We start from the raw sequence: 15,899 nt of genomic DNA on the forward strand, positions 1-15,899 counted from the left end.
TTTCACCGCCGCGTCAGGCGCTCAAACGCCTGGGCTTCTCCTGGAAGAAGGCCAAGGCCTTGCTCAATCGCGCCACGACGCCCGCCCGCGAAGCCTTCGTCGCGCAACTGCAGGCCCTGCTGCAGCGCACCTTGGACCCCGAGCCTCCCTGATTGATCTCTCTCGGCGAAGCGCACATCCAGCAGGAAGCCGATCTGGGCGACGGCTGGGCGCCGATCAGGGAGCGCTTGTGGGTCGACTCCCATACCCCGGGGCTTTCCGCAAAAGTGAGTTTCTATGGGCTCTATTGCTACAACGCGGGGCAGGTGGCGATCTGGGATTTCCCGTGTGCCAACACCGAGCACACGCTGACCGTCTTACGCCGTCTGCGTCAGCGGGAACCGACCCGCGAGATCATCCTGTTCTGGGATGGCGCACCGTATCACCGTGCTGGCGCGGCGATCGACTAAGGAGATGAGACTACCCGTTTGTTAAAAAATTACCCCGTTGAAGCCGGCGTTGCGATATCAATGCATCCAACGCATGCGCATGGACTACCCGAGCCATCTCGCCGAGAACCTCCTGATCGGCTCCGGTGTCGTCGAGGCCGCCTGCAAGATCCTGGGCAAGCAACGCCTCTGTGGCGCGGGCATGCGCTGAAAACGCCAGGGTGCCAAGATCGTCTTGAGCCAGCGGACGCTCGTGCAATCCACGGGGCGCTAGGCGCAATTCTGGGACAAGATCGATCAGTGCGGTACCCAGCCGCGTTAAGTGACATTAATTGAAGGCAGCACCCGGGCGGACTCCCGCGACCCGCGTAGGCGCCCACCAGTGCGCTCAGGTCCGATGATCTCGAGTCGAGGCGACACCTTCGCCAGCCCCCGCATTACTGGAAAATAACCAATTGAAATAAATTAGCTTTCTTGTAGACAAGCGGTTTTTTTAAATGCACTGGTTAAGCACCGGTGCATCGGTCATCCCTGCCGGGCACGCAATGCCCCGAGCACGGTTTATTTGGATACCAATTGCCCAGTGCAGATCGGTCATCCCTGCCGGGCACGCAATGCCCCGAGCAACCCCTTGAGCAAATCCAGTGGCGCGGCCGGACAGCCGGGGATTTTCACATCCACCGGAATGACATTCTCCACCGCGCCGCAGCTCGCATAGGAAATACCGAACTCGCCCCCGTCGCAGGCGCAATCGCCGGCGGCGATCACGAACTTGGGCGAGGACGTGGCACGCCAAGTGCGGCGTAGCGCGGTTTCCATGTGGCGCGAGACCGGCCCCGTGACCAGCAGTGCATCGGCGTGACGCGGCGAGGCGACGAAGTGGACACCGAAGCGCTCGACATCGTGATAGGGATTGTTCAGTGCGTGGATCTCTAGCTCGCAGCCATTGCAGGAACCGGCATCCACCTGACGGATGGCGAAACTGCGTCCGAAACGTGCGTCGATCAGCCGGTGCAGTTCGATGCCGATGCGCGCCAGTTCAGCCTCTTCGTGGTCGGGTGGCGGCTCGGTAACCACGCCGGTGGTGAACGATTGTCTGAGAATCCGAAACATTACAAATCCTGCCCAGCGTAAGACCCATTGACCGATTTGTTGCAGACCGGGAAGTCGGGGACGATGTTGCCGAGGATGAGACGCTCCAGCGCGGGCCAGGTAAACCAGCTCGGGTCACGGGGGAAATAGCGCGCGATGCGTCCTTCGGCGTCGAAGCGCACGAAGCAGAGGATCTCGCCGCGCCAGCCATCGATCAGGCCCAGACCGACCGCGTCCGGTTGGACAGCCGGCAGAGGCGCGACGATCTCGCCTTCCGGCAGGGCATCGAGCAGGCGGTCGAGCATCCAGAGACTGCTCCGCACCTCCGCCATACGTACCCGTACCCGCGCGGCCACGTCGCCCTCGGTCTCTGCGGATTCTTCTACGCGCACACTATCGTAGGGCGGATAGGGATTGTCGCGGCGGACATCGAACCGCAGCCCGCTGGCCTTGCCGACATAGCCGGTGCAGCCGAGCGCGCGGGCATCCGTCTGGGAAAGGATGCCGGTGGCGATCAGGCGGTCGTCCAGCGAGGGGTGATCGTCGATCACATCGAACAGCGGCTCGATGGTGCGATGCAGTGCGGCGTGATCCTGACGCAACACCAGAAAGGCGTCCGCGGACAGGTCATGGACGACCCCGCCGGGGATGAGCGCGTCCATCATGAAGCGATGCCCGAACAGCGCGCGCGAGCGCCGCTGCCATTGTTCGCGCAGCCGTGCGCACTGGACATGGGCGAAGGCAAAGCCGACATCGTTGCAGATGGCGCCGATGTCGCCCAGATGATTGGCGATGCGCTCGCGCTCGGCCATGACCGCGCGCAACGTCAGCGCGCGTGGCGGTACCGCGCATCCGGTGGCGCGCTCGATGGCCTGGCAGGCGGCCCAGGCATGGGCGACGGTGGAGTCGCCGGAAACGCGCCCGGCGAGCCGGACCAGTCCGGCCGGATCGCGCCCCACCGCGAGCTTTTCGATACCCTTGTGGACGTAGCCGAGCCGTTGCTCCAGACGCAGCACCTCCTCGCCCATGGCATGAAAACGGAAATGCCCCGGCTCGATGATGCCGGCGTGGACGGGGCCGACCGGGATCTCGTAAACGCCGGCGCCCTGGACGCGCACGAAGGGATAGTCCGCGTCGGCGGGGGTGCGTCGGGTCGTCTCGCCGCTCAGCGGGAAATCATGACGCAGCGGAAAGCGGTCGGCGGGCCAGGCTTGATGACGGGTCCAGCGGCGCTCGTCCGGCCTGTCCTGAGCGGAGTCGAAGGGGTGGCCAGTGAAGACCACGCCGGTCAAGTCGTGCGCGTGACGCTCCAGCCGATCCAGTCCTGGATAGGCGGGGGTCTGGGAGCCCAGAAGCGGACGGTTCAGCGGGACATCGGTCTCGATCACCAGATAGTCGCCAGCCTGTTCCAGACAGGCGCGGACGCGGAGACAGGGCTCCTCGATCTCTGCTTCCGACACCTCGGTTTCCAGCGGATCGCTCCAGAGCCCCGCATGACGCATCCCCATGCCCGCCGCCAGCTTGGCGGCGGCGGCCCAGTCCTCGGGATCCAGCACCAGACGGTGGGCCGGGGCCAGGATGCGCGCGTCGCCCCGGTGCGCGACGATGTGTTCGTCTTCCAGTCGGGCCAGAAACTCGGACAGCCAGTCGAAGCGGCGGATCCGAGCCGACGGTTCGTAGGAGCCCGCTTGCGGGCGACTGGCGGACGAGTCGGCGGGATCTAGTGGAGGACTGTCGCCCGCAAGCGGGCTCCTACTGTCTGATTGGGTCATAGCAGATGCGCCCCCGTGATCAACTGAGTTGCTCGATCCAGCCAGGTGGCCAGAAAATCCGGGATGGACAACCCCAGCCAGAGCACCAGACCCAGATGGAGCATCACCGGCAGCATGTTGGCCTGGACCGGCAACTGACCCTCGGGCGCGGGGCCATAGACCATCGGATGCAGATGCCGGAACAGACCCGCGAAGGCGATGGCCAGACCGCTCACCAGGGCGAAGGTGAACCAGGGCTGCGATTGCATGGTGGCGGTCAGCAGCAGGAACTCGCTGGTGAAGACGCCGAAGGGCGGAAAGCCGGCGATGGCGACGACCCCGAGCAGCAGCGACCAGCCGACCGCCGGCTGGGTGCGGATGAGTCCGCGGATACCATCGATCGCCTGAGTGCCGGCGATATGCGTGGCATGACCGACGGTGACGAAGATGGCCGATTTGGTCAGCGAATGCACCAGCATGTGCAGCAAGGCGCCGAAGGTGGCGAGCGGCCCGCCAAGCCCGAAGGCGAAGGTCATCAGACCCATGTGCTCGATCGACGAATAGCTGAACATGCGCTTGATGTCGCGCTGGCGATGCAGGAAGAGCCCGGCCACCGTGAAGGAGACCAGCCCGAAACCCATCAGCATCGCCCCGGCCAGATGCGGTGTCTCAGTCCCCGCAAGCGAGCCGTCCACCAGCATCTTGAGCCGCACCACGGCATAGAGCGCGACATTGAGCAGCAGACCGGAGAGCACGGCGGACATGGGTGTGGGGCCTTCTGAATGTGCGTCCGGCAGCCACTGATGCATGGGCACCAGACCGACCTTGGTGCCATAGCCGACCAGCAGGAAGACGAAGGCGATCCGCATCACCGTGGGGTTGAGTTCGTCGGCACGTTCATAGAGCGCACTCCAGGTCAGGCCCGCGCTCGGATCCGCCACCACATGCTGGGCGGCGAAATAGGTCAGCACGGTTCCGAACAGGGCCAACGCGATGCCGACACCGCAGAGGATGAAGTATTTCCAGGCCGCCTCCACCGCTTCCGGGGTGCGGTAGAGCGACACCAGCAGTACCGTTGCCAGCGTTGCCCCCTCGACCGCGACCCAGAGCACGCCCAGGTTATCGGTGGTCAGCGCCACCAGCATGGTCAGCATGAACGCCTGATACATGCTGTGATAGACCCGCATACTGCCCGTGCCGAGCTTGCCGGTCGAACACACGTAGCGCATGTAGGGACGGGAAAAGATGGAGGTGGTCAAGCCGACGAAGGCGGTCAGGACCACCAGATAGACATTGAAGGCGTCCACCCGGAAGCCCGTGCCCTCGATGATCCCGATCACCGCCACCGACCAGGCCAGCCAGACCGCGCCCCCCAGGGTGAGCGCGGAGACCGCGAGATTCAGCCAGCCGGCCAGGGTCAGCGGACGCAGCAGGGCCAGCGCCAGCCCCCCGATGAGCGGCGTGAGCAGAGTGAGCAGCAGCGGAGTCACTGGCTCACCTCATCGCTGGTGGCGAATGGATTCGCGCTGGCCGTGTCGGCGCTCTCGGTCAGCCGGTTGAGCCGGTCCACGTCGAGCGAGTCGATACTCTCGCGGATCTGAAAGAAGAAGACCCCGAACAGCACCATCGCCACCAGCACGTCGAAGGCCACGCCCAGTTCCACTACCAGCGGCATGCCGGCGGTGGCCGAGACGGCGGCGAGAAAGAGACCGTTTTCCATCGACATGAAGCCGAGCACCTGGGCCACGGCTTGCTGACGGACGACCATCATCAACAGCCCGATCAGCACTACCGCCAGACTGACCGCGATGATGTTGCGGGTGAAGGCCAGCCCCTGCGCCACCATGGGCGCGACCAGCCAGTAGCTGAAGATCACCAGCACGACCGCGGCCATGATGGCCAGGGTGGGCCAGCGCAGATCCTCGGTGTGACGCTCCAGCCCCAGCCGACGGGTCAGACGATGCAGCATCCAGGGGATCAGCAGCGCCTTGAGCGCCAGGGTCAGAATGGCCGAGAAATAGAGATGGTGCGCATGACCGGCGAGTGCGACCGTGAGCGTGACCGCCGCCACCAGCGCGCCCTGCCAGGCGAAGCTATGGATGGCGGCGATGAGGCGTGCCTGGGACAACAGGACAAAGGACAGGAAAAGCGCCAGGGCCGCCAGCAAGAGGACGAACTGTTGCAGCAGGGGCAAGAGCGTGAGCGTCATGCGCCGATCTCCAGGATGACATGGCTCAACAGACCGAGCAGGGCCAGCAGCAGTGCCAGATTCAGGAAGGCCGGGGCACGGAAAAGACGCATCTTGGCCAGAACGTGCTCGGCGCTCGCCAGGGCGGCGCCCAGGAGCGCGAGCTTGGCCAGCACCGCGAGCAGACCCAGACCGAGCGCCAGCGGCGTGAAATCCTGGCCCACGCCCCAGGGGACGAAAACGTTGGCGATCAGCACGCCATAGAGCAGCAGCTTGATCCACGCCGCCCACTCCATCAGCGCCAGATGGCGGCCGGAGTATTCCAGCAGCATCGCCTCGTGGATCATGGTCAGCTCCAGGTGGGTGGCCGGATTGTCCACCGGGATGCGACCGCACTCGGCGAGCGCCACCAGCAGCAGGGCGCCCAGCGCGAACAGATAGGAGGGCCGCAGCAGGAAGCCATCGGCCAGATGATGGCTCATGACGCTCGCCAGACTGGTGCTGTGAGCGGTCATAGCCAGGGTGAAGACGGCCATCAGCATGGCGGGTTCGGCCAGCGACGAGATCAGCATCTCGCGCGAGGCACCCATGCCGCCGAAGGCGGTACCCACGTCCATCCCGGCCAGTGCCAGGAAGAAGCGGGCCAGTGCCAGCAGGCCGACCAGCACGATGATATCGGCGATCCGCGCAACCGTTGGATCGAGCGCCAGCAGCGGAACGGTCGCCGCCGCCAACCAGGTCGCGACGAAGACGATGTAGGGCGCCATCCGAAACAGCGGCGAGGCGGTATGCGGTACCCGCGTCTCCTTGATCAGCAGCTTGCGCAGATCCGCGTAGGGTTGCAGCAGCGGCGCGCCGCGCCGGTTCTGGAGCCGCGCCTTGACCTTCCGCACCCAGCCGATGAGCAGCGGCGCGAGCGCCACGTAGAGCAGCGCTTGCAGTAGGGCGATGAGCCAGGCCGCGAACATCGAGCCGTCCGGCATCACGAGATGATCCATAGCAGCACCAACAGTGTCCCTAGCGTCCAGCCGAGATAGACCCGCACATTCCCCGACTGCAGACGCACCACCCGCCGCGAGGCCGATTCGACCGCGCGCGCCACCGGGAGATAGAAAAGCCCCCAGGCGCGGTCGGTCAGTTTGAGCCGATAACGCGGAGCCGGGTCATCGAACGTCGGTCGAGATTCGTCGATCTCGAACAGCAGTCCGAACACCCGCCGGATCGGTTGCGCGAACGAGGCCGCCGTGTACTGCATCCGTGGCGAGGGCGGCGCGAAACCGCAGTCCCATGGATCGCTGCGACGGATGCGTCGCGGCACCCCGCGCGCAAACCACCAGAACGCCACCCCGGCGATCAGCGCCAGCAGCAGAATGGTCAACGGCGCGCTGTAGCTCGCCGTGTCCGACGAGATCGGCGTCAGCCACAACCAGCCCCGGGCGCCCGACTGGGGCAATCCGCCACCCAATAACTGCACCGACACCGGCTCGATCAGGGCGATGACCTGGGTCGGCAGGACGCCGAACAACACGCACAACCCCGCCAGCAGACCCTGGCCGACGCGCATGCCGACCGCGCCTTGGCGGGCGTGGCGCACATGACGCGAGCGCGCCTGACCGAGAAAGGCGATGCCGTAGACCTTAACGAAGGTCGCTGCCACCAGCGCGCCGGTGAGCGCCAGCACCGCCGAGGTGATCGGGATGATGCTGCGCAGCACGCCGCTGTCGAGTTGCCAGGCCTGCAGGGCCGATTGAAAAATCAGCCATTCGGAGACAAAGCCATTGAAGGGCGGCAGTGCGGAGATGGACAGACAGCCGATCAGAAAGAAAGATCCGGTCCAGGGCATGCGCCGCAGCAGACCGCCCATCTGTTCCAGATCGCGCTCGTGCGTGCCGTGCAGGATGGTACCCGCGCCCAGGAACAGCAGCCCCTTGAAGAGCGCGTGATTGATGGAGTGATAGAGCGCCGCGATCAGCGCGAGCGAACCGAGCAGCGGATGACCGGTGCCGAGAAACAGCAGCGACAGCCCCAGCGCGATGAAGATGATGCCGAGATTCTCCACCGACGAATAGGCGAGCAGTCGCTTGAGATCGGTCTGCATCAGCGCGAACAGCACCCCCATCAGCGCCGAGACGCTGCCGACCAGGAGCGCGATCACGCCCCACTGCCACTGGATCTGACCGATGAGGTCGAACACCACGCGGATGAAGCCATAAACCGCCATCTTCAGCATGACCCCGGACATCAGCGCCGAGATATAGGAGGGCGCGACCGGATGGGCCTCCGGCAGCCAGGCATGCAGCGGCATCAAACCCGCCTTCATGCCGAAGCCGACGCAGACCAGGGCGAAGGCGACGCTCGCCCAGCCGGGCGAGAGAGCCGCCTCGCGCATGGCCGCGAACTCGAACCCATGACCGAAGGCCGCCAGCACCCCAAAGCCGAGCAGGATGGCGAGTCCGCCGACATGGGCCATGAGCAGATAAAGGAAGGCGGCACGCCGGTTGGCTGCGTGCTCGTGCTGGAAGGCCACCAGAAAATAGGAGGATAGGGACATGACTTCCCAGGCCACCATGAAGAGAAAGGCATCGTCGGCCATCACCACCAGCAGCATGCCGGTCAGGAAGAGACCGGTGAAACCGCCGAGCGCCGTCAGCGAATCGCGACCGCGTTCGTAGCCACGGACATAGGAGCGGCCATAGATACCGACCGCGACGGTCACCAGACCGATGATCATCAGAAAGAGCCCGGACAGCGCGTCGACCCGCACCCGCCACGGCTGCCAGGGCAACCCGAGCGGCAGGGTCGCGGTGACGCTACCGCCCGCGAGCAAGGCCCACAGCCCCGCCGCCAGCGCCGCGAGACCGGCCAGCCCGACCAGCGGCATGGCGAATCGCCGCAACACGCGCGGCTCGCGGCTGGCGAACAGCGACACGGCGGACGAGGCCAGGGCCAGCGCCACCGCCAGCCCGGCCAGCGGCAGGACTGGATTCATCTGCATTGTGACGACGGCCAATCGGTGTTAACCATGGCGATTGTTCTTCAATTTCGAGGCTCGGACGGGGTTGAGTGAAGAGGCGGGGCCAATCGCCCGACACAGCATCCCTTCAATTTTCTGGCCATCGATGAAACGTGTGGCGTGGCAGGTCATGATGCCGCCTTTTTTCGAGAGTTCCAAGAGACGACGGCGCACATCGGCGAGCGGGATTCCGGTCGCGGCGGCGATCTCCGAATCGAGTTGCTGACCAAGGTTTCTGAGACAGTCCAAAATTTCCTGCAACGTCGGCACTCCTTCCGGTTGAGAGAAAGATTGCATTCACTGCAATCGGCGTAATTCCCGTCGCAGACCCGCCCCGGCGCGCAGCCGGTCCACGAACTCGGGAAAATCGAGCGGAATTCGATCCGCCAGCGCCCGCGCCCGTTTCGCCAGGCGCGCCCAGTCGAGCGGAAAACCGGTATCGGCAAAGGCGAAGGCAATGTGATTGTCGGCGTAGGTCACGCGCCCCAGATGGACGCGCCCGTCGAAGGCGTCATCGAGCAAACGAAAATGCCGATACCAGCGTTGCGGCGGGCCGCAGAAGTTGGCGACGAGCAGCCCTCCCGGCCGCAGTCGACGGCGTGCCGCCTCGTAGAAGCCGCGCCGGAGAAACGCCGGGGCGATGCCGCTGGCGTCGAAACCGTCCAGCAGCAGCACCTCGGTATCGCCCTCGGCGCTCGGCAGATACTCGGCGGCGTCGGCCTGAACGATCTTGATGCGCGCGTCCTCGGGAACGCCGAATTCGCCGCGCAGAGCGATCACGTCGGGGCTGATCTCGACCACGGTCAGGTGTGTATCGGGCAGATGGCGGTGACAGAACTTGGCCAGCGAACCGCCGCCCAACCCCACCATCAGCACCTCGCTGGGATCCGGGACGAACAGCAGAAAGGCCATCATCTTGCGCGTATAGGCGAAATCGAGGGTGACCGGGTCGTCGATGCGCATGGAACTCTGGATAAAGCGCAGACTGAAATAGAGGCGTCGCGTCCGCCCATCGTCGACGATGAACGGCTTGCCGTAACGCTCGCTCAGAATCCGCGCGTAAATCTGTTGCGGATCGCACGGCGCCGATTCGAGCAGGCGCAGATGACCGCGCTCGCCCACCCCGGCTCCGGGGAGTTCCAAGAGGGTGCCACGTGCAAGCCCGGCTTCATGGTTCATTGGCATCCTGGTCGACCGGTTTGGGCCCGCTGGCGAGACGTTTCTGCTTGCTCGGCTCAGTCGCATTATATGGCGCTCTAATAATAATGCAATTATCATATAAAGCATATTTTATGCACATCGAGAGCCTCCCATGGAAAAGCGCACCGCCCGCATGACGTTTCTGATCGATCCGATCAAAAAGCAGATTTTCGAGGAGATCTGCGCCCAGCAGGATCTCACCTCGTCGCAGGTGATCCGCAGGCTGATGCGTCAATACATTGTCGAACACGCGGGAACGCGCGAGCTGCCGGAGTGGCTGACGGGAACCTCGGTCAAGTCAGAGGATGGGGCGTCCTGAGCGGTCGTCCGCGAACCGGGCGAGGGATCCGGATTCGTTCATGGTTCATGACGCACCGCGAACGGAGCCTAAGGCGCCAGCCTACTCACTCGAAAGGTCGGTAATACGCAACATCCGCAACCTCCAGCATCTCCCGGTCTCCCGCCGAGTCCCCGTAGGCATGAAGCTCGTACTGGGTCAGATCCCCGAGCAGACCTTCCAGTCGCCTGACCTTCTCGGCCCCCCGGCAATTGGCGCCGTCCATCCCGCCGTCGAACAGCAGCGGATCGCCCGCTGGCCGAGTGCAGAGCAGATCGTCGAAACCCAGTCGCGCCGCGACCGGCTCCAGATACAGATCGAGCGAGGCGCTAACCATGACGAGCCGGTGTCCCTGCGACCGATGCCACGCGATTCGCTCCAATGCGGCGGGTCGAAAGAGCGCTTCCACCGCGCGGGCGTGCGCGTCTCCGACCCGCCGCAACGATGGGACCGAGTGTCCGGGAAAGAGCCTGCCGATGATCCGGGCCTTGAAACGATCGCGATCGGAGCGTTTCAGGACAACCTTCAGCGCTTCGCCGGCTAGGCTCGCGAAGGCCAGCCCAACGCGGACACGGCCAAAGGCGAGTGCCAGAAACGGGACGAAGGTATCCCGGGTGGTGATGGTGCCGTCGAAGTCAAAGGCGGCGACGACAGGTTTCGTTTGATTCATAAATCATTGTTCCAGTGCAACAGACAGCGTTTTTCCGCAAGAGAACGCGCGGCGGAACCAACAAACGTCGCTCTTGACGCGCGTCGGCTCAGGCTTCGACCATCTGGACCACGACCAGCCGGCCGCCCTCGCCCTTGGCGAGCAGAATCTGCTGCCCGTCCTTGAGTTCGAGCTTGCCGCCGATCGGGATGGGCGTCCGGGTCGCGACCTCCATCAGGTCGGGCAGACGTTCGTTGACCAACCACCATCGGCGCTCATGCAAGACGAAATAGCCGACCCGCTGTTGATGCGCCTCGGCGAGTTTCTCGTTCGGGGCGATCAGGTTGTTCGCGTGCCAATGAAAGAGCGATTGGCCGGTCCAGACCATCAGGCGGTGATTATCGGGTCTGAATTGCCCCTCCTTGCGAGAGGAATAGAGGTTCAGGACCGGGAGTTTGCCCTGGAATGGCGTCCCGCAGAAGGGACAGCGGGGTTTGGTAGAATTATCGAACACATACCACTTCTGTTCGCACACCGGATTCAGACAGAGCTGAATCAGATCGACCGTCTTGACCAGCGCGGTCTCCCAGTCGTTCGCCGACGGGCGCTGGGAGGGCTCGTGCAGACCGGAGATGAAGGACTGCTCGAAGAGTTGGGACAGATAGGGGCCGGTGAGGGTGTACGGCAGTCGCTCGGTATCGGCCCAGGGCAATTCGGTCGGCTTGGCGCGGGCGACCTTGATCCGATTGCTCCGGTCGCTCGGGTGCTCGACGAAGAGCGCGCGCTCGCCCATGGAAAGCTGCTCGTCGCGTTGCTCGTCATCGAGATCGTGGACCTTGGCCCCGCGCAGTGGATGCCGGTAGAGCAGATACATGTAGATGAGGACCGCTAGGGCATGCAGATCCGTCTCGCGTCGCGGCAGCTTGCGGTTGGGGTCGTCTTTCGGGAGATGGGCGGTGGCAACCACCTCGGGGGCGATGAAGTCCGGCGTCCCGACCACATCCGGCGGATATTTACCGGGGACCACCAGACCGTCGACATCGATGACGCAGGCCAGCCCCTGGGACGGATCGACCAGGACGTTTTTATAGGAGAGGTCGGAATGCGCGAGCCCAGCCATGTGCATGCGGCGCACGGCGCGCGCGAGTAGCAGACAGACCTTCAGATGGTTGAGCCAGTCGCCCAGTTCCCGAGGATCGACGAAACGGTTGCGCAGATTGGCCGCCGCGAACCACTTGCCTTCCTTTTCCTTCCCCTTGATGCCGAGCATGTCGTTATTTTTCGAGCCATGCTCGAAAAAGAAATGGCGCGGATAGGTCGGCGCCACCAGCCCCAGCCGACCCTCGTGTTCGAGCACCGCCGTCGGCCAGCAGAAGAGGTTTTGCCAGTAGTCGCCGCCGATCTGATTGAAGATACTCTCCCGGTATTTGCCGGCGATCATCTGAAGGCGCTCTTTCGCTTGATAATCCTGCCGGGTCTTGTAGAAGGCGACCACATAGGATCGATCGGGCGAAAAATGCACCTCCTTCATCGCACCCGATCCGATGACCTCGTCGACGAACTGGATCGTCTGGCCGTCGAGCGTTTCACAGGTGACAATCTTCGCCATCGGCGACTCCTCACAAAAAATGACTCGCACGGAGACGCCGAGACGCGAAGAAATCGCCATGGCGTCAGAGTCACCAGAGCAGCGCGAGCGTACGGTCGTCATGATGCCCCGGCGTGAAGAAATGCAGCCAATCGACCAGGTTTCGGTCGGGCTCGGGCGAGGCCATCAGCGGCGCGATGTCGCCCCAGAGTCCGTCCCATTTCGCCGGATCGTTCAAGCCGTTGTCGGTCTCGAAGCGCGGATCGGAGACGCCGTCGGTCATCAGCATGACGGCGCTCAGGTCGGCATAACGGCCGATGCCGATGCGTTTGGCGAACGCCTGGTCGGCGAGCGCGACATGATCCAGAAAGCGCGTCTGGCCGGCGAACTCGCCGCCGTCGGGCGTCCCCATCAGACGCACCCTGCCGCGCGGCCCATAGGCCGCGATGGCCCCGTCGCCTATCCAGAAGGTCGCCAGAAAGGTCTCGCTGTCCCGCCGTTTGACCGCCGCGGCGAGCAGGGTCGTCGCATAATCCCGAACCTCGGTACCCGCGCTCCGCGCCTCCTGTTCGATGGACTGCACGGCAAGCGTGCCCGCCTTGTGGAACAGATAATGAAACTCGGCGCCCATGGCCTGCGCGACGCCCTCGGGATCGGCCTCCCAACCGTCCAGGGCGGCGGTCATCCTGGCGCCAATCTCGCCCGCCAGCGCCTCCGACAGATGCGCGCCGGCGCTTGTAACGGCCAGTCGGGCGCCTTCGCGGGAGTATCGCGCGCTGCCGGCCCCGTCCGCGACCAGAATCAGGGACCATTGCGTCTGTGCATCATGGCCGATGAAAAAATCGTCGTCGCGGAAGGTTCCCGCATGCTCGTGCGAGCGTCCGCGACGACTGGCGGCGGCGATGCTGAACCCGCGACCGGTCAGCAGGCGGCGATCTGCATGGGGCTTGAGGTAAGGCGAACCGTCCGGCGGCTCGATCACCTTCCAGAGGCTCTTGGGGTCGGGGTTGACGATCAGCAGACACTCACCCGAATAGCGGGTTTTCTCGTCCAGGTACCAGCTCAACGGGAGTCGGTGGTCGCCGTCCAGCGCGGGGGTTCCGCGAAGTTCGCCGCTGTCCGGGTCGAAGGACAGACCAAGGCCATCGGGAATCCGGACATCCCGGATACGCACTGGTCGGCCTTCCGCATCCCGTCCCTCGATGCGCGCGGCATAGTCGACGCCCACCTTGCCATTGGGCAGTTGGAAGCTTGCCCTGGGCTCTGGAGGCTTGGCTGGGGCTGTGCTGGCCGCGGGAACCTGTCCGGGCGAGCCCTGAGCGGATCCAGGCGTCGGGGTGTCGGGCGGGTGCGGAAAAGGCATGGCTGAAGTCTCCTCGATGTTCGCCTCCGTTGGCGCCGACTCATCGCCGGCCTTGGACTCCTCGCGCCTAGACACCGGAGTCTCGGACAGGACGGGCAGCACCATCGGCATCGCAATCTCCTTGGGTTGCCGATCCTGGGTAAACGGCTTGAGCGGCCTTCCCGGACGGCGCTGGTTCCAAATCCCCGTCAGCGCGTCAAGAAAGCGAAAGGTCTCCTCGAACACCTCGTCGCACTGGACAAACTCATCCAACGCAACTGGCGCAATCTCGCTCCGGTCAAAGAACGGACGATCGTTGGGTCCGAACAACCCCCAGATCAAATTCTCGATCTCGGGCGCCAATTTTTGCCGCTGCTCGGGCGTCGGCTTGCGGGCGGCGGAAGGCATCGTGCCGTCAGCCCCTGCCGCGTCCAACATCGAACCCGTCATCCTCACTCGCCGGGCGGGGGGTGAAGGTCACCTGCTTTTCGCACCAGGGGCAGGTCGCCTCTTCCGGACCATTGATGCACAGGAGCTTCCCGCAGCCGCAGACCGCGAAGGCGGTGGCATTGCCGCAGTGCGGACAGCCCGGCGCGCCGATCAGATCGGAGGTGTTCACCTTCAGGTCGACGACGCGAGTATCCGACCAGGCGAAATAGTCTTCATCGAGCGGATAGCAGCCCGTGAGCCGATAGATCGGCACCTCGAACTTGAAGTCGAGCGTGGCGACATCCTGTAGCTCGCGTTCATATTTGATGAGGTAGGGTTTGCGGGTCTTCTGACAGCGACCGACCAGGGTCACGCAGGCGACATCGGCGAGGGCTGGCGGGGGATCCTTGACGATCTTCATGAAACGCTCGTCCAGGTCCGGTAGCGTCTGGCTGTCGAGCCCCTCGCCCAGGCTCTTGCTCTGGGCGACGACGGAGGCGCTGATCCAGTTGACGAATCGGCTGAAATCGCCCTCCCGCGTCTCCTCGAACAGGATGACATTCTCGGTCAGGCGTTTCAGCACCGAAAAATCGGTGTCCTTGCCGATCCCGACCGCGATCAGGGAGGCTCTCCTGGCGTAGCGCGAATTCCAACGAGCAATGGCTGGACCAGGATCGTCGGTCGGATGACCGTCGGTGAAGAGATAGACCAGCGGCTTCCAGTCGCCCTTTTGGTCAGGGGTGGTCTTGACCACCGAGCGGTCGATCTCCGCCATCAGCGCATCGAGCGCGGCCCCGAGACTGGTTCCGCCGCCCAGCGGGAGTTTCGGCGGATAGAAGGAAAACACCTCGATCAGCGGGACGATGGTGTTGGCGACGCCCGCGAAGGCGATCACCGAGAGATGGACGGTCTCAAGCGCGTGAGGATCGCCGCGCAGCGTGCGGACGACGGCCTGAAAGCCGTCTTCCATCTGTCTGAGATGGTCTCCCACCATGGATTCCGAGCAATCGAGGACGAAAAACACGGGAAGCCTGCGCATGCGTTGCTCCTGTACGGTGCCATCGGTCGGCGTTAAGGCGATTTCCGGGAAAGTTCATACCCATGTCCAAGGCTTCGAAATGGACAGGATTGACAGGATTTTTCAAGATTCACAGCACGAGTTGCACCTCGGGTGGCGGCGGCGGCAGCGTCACCTGATCCGACACGCCCGCGCTACTCGACCCGGCGGCAACGCTCGCCGACACCCATTTGAAGAATCCCGAGAAGGTCGCCGCGTCCATGGTGTCGAGCAGGACGACCCGGTCGGTCAGTTCGCGCAGGGCGTCCTGCTTGACCTTGGGACCGGCGGCGCAGGCGACGATCGAGCCAAAATTGCGCCTCTTCACCTCGGGAATGGCCTGCCGAAAGGCATGGAGATCCGAGGGGCTGCCGTCGGTCATGAGAAACAGCAGCGGACGCCAGTCGCCCTTGGCGTCGGCGGTGCTTTTTTTCACATCGCGGTCGACGCACTGGATCAGCAATTCCAGTGCCGCGCCCATGAAGGTCGCGCCGGACGCGGGCGCCGGGATCTCGTCGAGCTTCACATCGGCCAGCGGGGTCAGCGGCAGGGATTCGCGTGCCTGGATGTCGAAGGTGATGATGGAGAGATGGACGCTCTCCAGCGCGTAGGGATCCTGCCGCAGTGCGCTCAGCATTGCCTGGAGACCGACATTGACCGAGTGGATGGGCTCGCCGCGCATGGAGCCGGAGGTATCGAGCAGGATGTAAACGGGGAGTCTTCTGATGCTCATGTTGGCATACCCGGAGATCAGTTGGCAGTTGATGATAGCGCTTTGTTTTTCTTCGTGTCTCTTGTGTCTTTACGGTTCAACTGCCGTACTCA

At 64.1% G+C, this 15,899-nt stretch carries 15 protein-coding genes and 1 pseudogene; 3 read left to right on the plus strand and 13 right to left on the minus strand.

The window, feature by feature from the left end; translation table 11 throughout:
* Positions 1-152: 152 nt before the first annotated feature.
* Entirely contained in the window at positions 153-449 is a 297-nt protein-coding gene (locus THIVI_RS14115) for a transposase (protein ID WP_041447011.1), read from the plus strand.
* A 76-nt stretch (positions 450-525) separates the two neighbouring features.
* A pseudogene (locus tag THIVI_RS25810) lies at positions 526-702 on the plus strand (ISKra4 family transposase); the annotation flags it as partial.
* A gap of 320 nt (positions 703-1,022) precedes the next feature.
* On the opposite strand, the gene THIVI_RS14120 reads toward THIVI_RS25810, so the two are convergent.
* The 8 genes from THIVI_RS14120 to THIVI_RS14155 are packed head-to-tail and all read right to left on the minus strand — an operon-like array spanning position 1,023 to position 9,651.
* The gene (locus THIVI_RS14120; RefSeq protein ID WP_014779242.1) at positions 1,023-1,541 is read right to left on the minus strand and encodes an NADH-quinone oxidoreductase subunit B family protein; all 519 of its coding nucleotides are present in this window, start codon (positions 1,539-1,541) and stop codon (positions 1,023-1,025) included.
* Positions 1,541-3,292: a hydrogenase large subunit gene (locus THIVI_RS14125; RefSeq protein ID WP_014779243.1), complete on the minus strand. Its 1,752-nt coding sequence runs from the start codon at positions 3,290-3,292 to the stop codon at positions 1,541-1,543. The genes THIVI_RS14120 and THIVI_RS14125 overlap by 1 nt, the downstream gene beginning before the upstream one ends.
* Positions 3,289-4,761: a hydrogenase 4 subunit F gene (locus tag THIVI_RS14130; RefSeq protein ID WP_014779244.1), complete on the minus strand. Its 1,473-nt coding sequence runs from the start codon at positions 4,759-4,761 to the stop codon at positions 3,289-3,291. Before THIVI_RS14130 ends, THIVI_RS14125 begins: the two co-directional genes overlap by 4 nt.
* On the minus strand, positions 4,758-5,480 hold the full coding sequence (locus tag THIVI_RS14135; RefSeq protein WP_014779245.1) for a formate hydrogenlyase: 723 nt from the start codon (positions 5,478-5,480) through the stop codon (positions 4,758-4,760). Before THIVI_RS14135 ends, THIVI_RS14130 begins: the two co-directional genes overlap by 4 nt.
* Positions 5,477-6,457, minus strand: coding sequence for a respiratory chain complex I subunit 1 family protein (locus THIVI_RS14140; RefSeq protein WP_245537277.1), 981 nt, complete (start codon positions 6,455-6,457; stop codon positions 5,477-5,479). The genes THIVI_RS14135 and THIVI_RS14140 overlap by 4 nt, the downstream gene beginning before the upstream one ends.
* Positions 6,442-8,454, minus strand: a complete 2,013-nt coding sequence (gene hyfB / locus THIVI_RS14145; protein WP_014779247.1) for a hydrogenase 4 subunit B — start codon at positions 8,452-8,454, stop codon at positions 6,442-6,444. The genes THIVI_RS14140 and hyfB overlap by 16 nt, the downstream gene beginning before the upstream one ends.
* A 21-nt stretch (positions 8,455-8,475) precedes the next feature.
* Positions 8,476-8,769, minus strand: coding sequence for an ArsR family transcriptional regulator (locus THIVI_RS25240; RefSeq protein ID WP_174284511.1), 294 nt, complete (start codon positions 8,767-8,769; stop codon positions 8,476-8,478).
* A complete protein-coding gene (locus tag THIVI_RS14155; RefSeq protein WP_014779249.1) occupies positions 8,770-9,651 on the minus strand; it encodes a methyltransferase domain-containing protein in 882 nt (293 codons plus the stop codon). It lies immediately after the preceding gene.
* Positions 9,652-9,784: 133 nt separating this feature from the next.
* On the opposite strand from THIVI_RS14155, the gene THIVI_RS14160 reads away from it, so the two are divergent.
* Complete coding sequence (locus THIVI_RS14160) at positions 9,785-9,991, plus strand: hypothetical protein (RefSeq protein WP_014779250.1); 207 nt, start codon at positions 9,785-9,787, stop codon at positions 9,989-9,991.
* Between the two features lie 85 nt (positions 9,992-10,076).
* Here the strand turns inward: THIVI_RS14160 and THIVI_RS14165 are convergent, their stop codons facing one another.
* From THIVI_RS14165 to THIVI_RS14185, 5 genes are all read right to left on the minus strand, one after another.
* Positions 10,077-10,679, minus strand: a complete 603-nt coding sequence (locus THIVI_RS14165) for an HAD-IB family hydrolase (protein WP_014779251.1) — start codon at positions 10,677-10,679, stop codon at positions 10,077-10,079.
* Between the two features lie 88 nt (positions 10,680-10,767).
* The gene (locus THIVI_RS14170; RefSeq protein ID WP_014779252.1) at positions 10,768-12,267 is read right to left on the minus strand and encodes a helix-hairpin-helix domain-containing protein; all 1,500 of its coding nucleotides are present in this window, start codon (positions 12,265-12,267) and stop codon (positions 10,768-10,770) included.
* A 70-nt stretch (positions 12,268-12,337) separates the two neighbouring features.
* Positions 12,338-14,026 (minus strand): PP2C family serine/threonine-protein phosphatase, encoded by a 1,689-nt coding sequence (locus THIVI_RS14175; protein WP_014779253.1) that lies wholly within the window; start codon positions 14,024-14,026, stop codon positions 12,338-12,340.
* Positions 14,004-15,056 carry a TerY-C metal binding domain-containing protein gene (locus THIVI_RS14180; protein ID WP_014779254.1) on the minus strand — a complete coding sequence of 351 codons (1,053 nt, stop codon included), beginning with the start codon at positions 15,054-15,056 and terminating at the stop codon, positions 14,004-14,006. Before THIVI_RS14180 ends, THIVI_RS14175 begins: the two co-directional genes overlap by 23 nt.
* Positions 15,057-15,165: 109 nt before the next feature.
* Positions 15,166-15,807: a vWA domain-containing protein gene (locus THIVI_RS14185; RefSeq protein ID WP_014779255.1), complete on the minus strand. Its 642-nt coding sequence runs from the start codon at positions 15,805-15,807 to the stop codon at positions 15,166-15,168.
* Positions 15,808-15,899: the final 92 nt, after the last annotated feature.

The organism is Thiocystis violascens DSM 198 (assembly GCF_000227745.2).
In the GTDB taxonomy this organism is placed as follows: Bacteria; Pseudomonadota; Gammaproteobacteria; order Chromatiales; family Chromatiaceae; genus Chromatium; species Chromatium violascens.

What these genes read in the sequence shown, in the direction of transcription:
- THIVI_RS14120 (WP_014779242.1), bottom strand. Translation starts at nt 1,541, where the DNA reads ATGTTTCGGATTCTCAGACAATCGTTCACCACCGGCGTGGTTACCGAG.
- THIVI_RS14125 (WP_014779243.1), bottom strand. Translation starts at nt 3,292, where the DNA reads ATGACCCAATCAGACAGTAGGAGCCCGCTTGCGGGCGACAGTCCTCCA.
- THIVI_RS14135 (WP_014779245.1), bottom strand. Translation starts at nt 5,480, where the DNA reads ATGACGCTCACGCTCTTGCCCCTGCTGCAACAGTTCGTCCTCTTGCTG.
- THIVI_RS14140 (WP_245537277.1), bottom strand. Translation starts at nt 6,457, where the DNA reads ATGGATCATCTCGTGATGCCGGACGGCTCGATGTTCGCGGCCTGGCTC.
- hyfB (WP_014779247.1), bottom strand. Translation starts at nt 8,454, where the DNA reads ATGCAGATGAATCCAGTCCTGCCGCTGGCCGGGCTGGCGGTGGCGCTG.
- THIVI_RS25240 (WP_174284511.1), bottom strand. Translation starts at nt 8,769, where the DNA reads ATGCAATCTTTCTCTCAACCGGAAGGAGTGCCGACGTTGCAGGAAATT.
- THIVI_RS14155 (WP_014779249.1), bottom strand. Translation starts at nt 9,651, where the DNA reads ATGAACCATGAAGCCGGGCTTGCACGTGGCACCCTCTTGGAACTCCCC.
- THIVI_RS14160 (WP_014779250.1), top strand. Translation starts at nt 9,785, where the DNA reads ATGGAAAAGCGCACCGCCCGCATGACGTTTCTGATCGATCCGATCAAA.
- THIVI_RS14165 (WP_014779251.1), bottom strand. Translation starts at nt 10,679, where the DNA reads ATGAATCAAACGAAACCTGTCGTCGCCGCCTTTGACTTCGACGGCACC.
- THIVI_RS14170 (WP_014779252.1), bottom strand. Translation starts at nt 12,267, where the DNA reads ATGGCGAAGATTGTCACCTGTGAAACGCTCGACGGCCAGACGATCCAG.
- THIVI_RS14175 (WP_014779253.1), bottom strand. Translation starts at nt 14,026, where the DNA reads ATGTTGGACGCGGCAGGGGCTGACGGCACGATGCCTTCCGCCGCCCGC.
- THIVI_RS14180 (WP_014779254.1), bottom strand. Translation starts at nt 15,056, where the DNA reads ATGCGCAGGCTTCCCGTGTTTTTCGTCCTCGATTGCTCGGAATCCATG.
- THIVI_RS14185 (WP_014779255.1), bottom strand. Translation starts at nt 15,807, where the DNA reads ATGAGCATCAGAAGACTCCCCGTTTACATCCTGCTCGATACCTCCGGC.